Source organism: Ferruginibacter sp., assembly GCF_031391665.1.
Taxonomy (GTDB): domain Bacteria; phylum Bacteroidota; class Bacteroidia; order Chitinophagales; family Chitinophagaceae; genus Ferruginibacter.
Genome location: NZ_JANMUN010000162.1, coordinates 1 through 3,886 on the forward strand (window position 1 = coordinate 1; position 3,886 = coordinate 3,886).

The window sequence follows — 3,886 nt, forward strand, 5'->3', positions numbered from 1 at the left end:
CAACAGGAGTAATATTTTTTGGCGCTTCAATTTTTTGTACAGCAACTTTTTGAACAACCGGTTTTTTTAAAACTGGCTTTTGAGCAGCAATTTCATTTACTGCAAAAATTTGCACACATAATAATAACAGCAATTTATAAATTAATTTCATCATTTTTTTTCAGGCATTAAAAATAAAGATAAAAGACTCCGATCCATTATCAGCCATTTAAATTAACACTATCGAAACATATTTAAAGTTGTTACAGCTCAATCACCTGGTATTTTACCTGTAACGATTTAAAAGCATCCTCCAATCTTTCTTTATGTATGTTTCGATAGTGTTAATTTAAATGGCTGATAACGGATCGGAGTCTTTTATCTTTATTTTTACTGCCTGAAAAAAACAGGATGAAACTATTTTTTAAGTTGTTACTAGGTGTGCAAATTTTTGCCGTAAATGAAATTGCTGCTCAAAAGCCAGTCATAAAAAAACCAGTTGTTCAAAAAGTTGCTCTACAAAAAATTGAAGCGCCAAAAAATATTACTCCTGTTGCAGTTTTAAAGGAACAAACTTTTAAAAATGGTATTACCTTAACTGCTAAAGGTTTTCTAATACAAGATGCGTATCTTGTATTTAACGACAGAACAAATATAGGTGACAGCAATAAAGTAGAGCTTAATCAGCAGGTTAATTTAACCCTGTTAATAGCTGAAGGATTTAAAGAAGTAAATGGAAAGTTTTTTCCCGGAGGCAGCGAACAAATTTTGTGGAGTAATGGCGAAAAATTAGTAGAATCGGGAGATGTATTTAAATTGTATGATTCTTCTGGGGTAAGCAAAATAAATGCAAACGCTATTGTTTTAAAAGCAGTAATTACGGAGCTGAATGATAAAAGAGATTGGGTAATTATATCATTTAAAGTATGGGATAAAAGAAATGCAGCCAGTGAAATTAATGGGTCTTATAAATTGTATATAAAATAATTATGGCAGAAATTTCTTTACAAGACGCTATTCAGCAATTTTTACAAAAGAGCCGCTTAAAAAGCGGCATACAGGCTTTACGTATAGAAGATGTTTGGGAAGATATTATGGGTAAAACCGTTGCCAAATACACCGACAAAATTCAAATCATCAATCATACTTTATACATTACTTCTGCGGTAGCGCCGCTAAAAAATGAATTGCTTTATCAAAAAGAAAAAATTATAGAACGCATAAATGAGGCCCTGGGAGAAAAGCTGGTGAAGGATGTTGTGATAAAATAGGAATTGGGAATTTGGTATTTGTAATTGGGTTTAAACTTAAACTATATTATTTTGCCGGAACGTCAACAACTAAATTCCCAATTACAAATTACCAATTACTTATTATCTATCGGCCTTAAAGTATAACCTTCTTTCCGTAATAAATTTATCAATCCCATATCGCCTACCAAATGCCCGGCTCCCACTGCAATAAAAACACTTTCTTTTTTTAGTATGGTATTAAGTTGTGTTACCCAGTTTTTATTTCTTTTATCCAGTAAAATATCCAGGTTATCCTGCATACCAAATTCGCTTTTGCTGAAAAGGTCTTCTATTTTATTTAACTGCTGGCTTTTATACACCCTCACCATAGTATCAAAATATTTTTTATACGCCTCCAGACTGTCAATGGTTTTCAATAATTCTTTTGCCTGCTGTGTGTACGGTATGCTGTCGAAAACTGCTGCCTGAAAAGCCATTGTTTCAAAACCTTTAATTTCTTTTTTATTTTCTTTGGCCAATTTCATTAACTCTGTTTCTACACCACTCATGGTTTTGCACGGCAGCATTTTAGGATACAGCATAGCCATTAAAAAAAAAGGTTTCATTTTTTGAAACATCGCTATGGGCATATGCAGCGAATCATTAAAAAAACTTTCTACTTTTTTATACTCTTCTTCTTTATACAATTTTTTTAAAGTACTGTCGCCCCTCATATTCATCAGCAGTAAACCTCCCATCATGGTTGCAGGGTCGTCCATATCCATTTCCATATACATTTCATCAGTTGATTTAATGGCGTTGTTCAACTGTTTTCCAAACGGTATATCATCTTTACAAATAAGGTGAAAAGTACCGAACAGGTAGCTGGGTGCAGTAAGTTGTTTGCCGCTTATCTCCCATAGCAGCGTATTGTCATTATCGTTTGTCTTTAACTTAATGCCGTTGTTTTGTGCAGTACAGGAATTTAACAGTAATACAGCTAAAGACAGCTTTATAATCTTCATCAAAATTATTTTAAATAAAAATACGATAAGATATTATTAGTGTGGTTAAAAATATTTAATTTACATTACACCTAAATAAATCCCAATATGAAATCAACACTCCTAATTTTATCCCTTGTACTTTTGTTTTTAAATGTTACTGCACAAAAAGAAATCCCCGGCTTTGGTAAAATAGATAAAGCCGATTTGGAAATGAAAGAATGTGATTTTGATAAAGCTGCCGAAGCTGTGGTTTTATTTGATGTGGCTGAAGTATATTGTAAATTGAATTTAAATAATCAATACAGCCAGGTTGGTACCGAATTGGAAAGGCATGTAAGGATTAAAATTTTAAATAAAAATGGAACCGACAGGGCGAATATAAAAATCCCCTATCTCTCTGAAAAAAACTCGGAAGATATCCGTAACCTAACTGCACAAACCATTAATTTGGATGCATCGGGTAATATGGTTTTTACCAAAGTAGAAAAGGATGCTATCTATCGAAAAAAAATTAATAAACGTTATTCCGAAGTTATTTTTACGTTCCCAGATGTTAAACCCGGAAGTATTTTAGAATACAAATATAAAGATGATGCCAACAGTTTTTATGCAGTAAAAAACTGGTATTTTCAAAAATCTATCCCGGTTGCATATAGCCGCTACATACTCGATTTTCCCAACGAATTAATTGTATCGGCAGTTCCTAAAGGTGGTTTGCAGGTAGGCATTACTGAAAAAGCAAAATCGGACCGTAACATAAAAACTTTTACCATGACTAATGTGCCTGCATTAAAAGATGAGGCTTACATAAGTTGCGATGAAGATTACCTGCAGCAGGTTACCCCAATAATGATTGCAGTAGATTTTGCCGGTTCACCACGCCGCAGCCTTTTACGTACCTGGCCGGGTATAATTAAAGAGTTGATGGAAGACGAAGATTTTGGATTGCAACTCAAAAAAAATATTCCACGAACAAGTGACCTTGATGCATTACTTGCAAATATTACAGACCCTTACAAAAAAATGGTTGTCATACACGACTATGTAAAAAAGAATATGAAGTGGGATGATATATACAGCATTTGGGCATTAGATGGCGTTAAGGCAGCATGGAAAGATAAAAAAGGAACAGCAGGAGAAATCAATCTTATCTTGGTAAATCTTTTAAAAGATGCCGATTTGGATGTACACCCGGTATTGGTAAGTACCAGGGATAACGGCAGAATTAATACCGGCATGCCAGGCTTTGATCAGTTTAATAAAGTAATGGCTTATGTTACCATAAACGATGTTGTTTTTGTACTTGATGCAACGGATAAATATACTCCTGCAAACCTTATACCTTATGAAGTGGCCGGCTCCGAAGGTTTAGTAATTGAAAAATTAGATACGTATAAATGGGGATGGAAAACATTATGGAATAAAAAACAACTTTTTAATAATAACATTATTATTAATGCTTTAATAGATGATAAAGGAAGCATGACGGGTGAAGCTTCAATAACATCCGCTGAATATTGCCGCTTGAACCGTTTACCCAAATTAAAAGAAGGTAAAGAAAAATATACTCAAACATGGTTAAGTAAAAATAATGAAGATATAAAAATTGACAGCCTTATACTTACTAATGAAGAAACCGATACCCTTCCACTTATTCAGGAACTTAAA

At 33.4% G+C, this 3,886-nt stretch carries 4 protein-coding genes; 3 read left to right on the forward strand and 1 reads right to left on the reverse strand.

Annotated elements, in window-relative coordinates; translation table 11 throughout:
- The first annotated feature begins 390 nt into the window (after positions 1-390).
- Positions 391-966, forward strand: coding sequence for a hypothetical protein (locus tag ACY651_RS11980; protein ID WP_462253012.1), 576 nt, complete (start codon positions 391-393; stop codon positions 964-966).
- Positions 967-968: 2 nt separating this feature from the next.
- Positions 969-1,250 (forward strand): DciA family protein, encoded by a 282-nt coding sequence (locus tag ACY651_RS11985; RefSeq protein WP_462220485.1) that lies wholly within the window; start codon positions 969-971, stop codon positions 1,248-1,250.
- A 95-nt stretch (positions 1,251-1,345) separates the two neighbouring features.
- Here ACY651_RS11985 and ACY651_RS11990 read toward each other — a convergent pair whose 3' ends face one another.
- Positions 1,346-2,236: a TraB/GumN family protein gene (locus ACY651_RS11990; protein ID WP_462253014.1), complete on the reverse strand. Its 891-nt coding sequence runs from the start codon at positions 2,234-2,236 to the stop codon at positions 1,346-1,348.
- Positions 2,237-2,323: 87 nt separating this feature from the next.
- Between ACY651_RS11990 and ACY651_RS11995 the strand changes: the two genes are divergently transcribed.
- A partial coding sequence (locus ACY651_RS11995; protein ID WP_462253016.1) for a DUF3857 domain-containing protein occupies positions 2,324-3,886 on the forward strand: 1,563 nt, incomplete at its 3' end.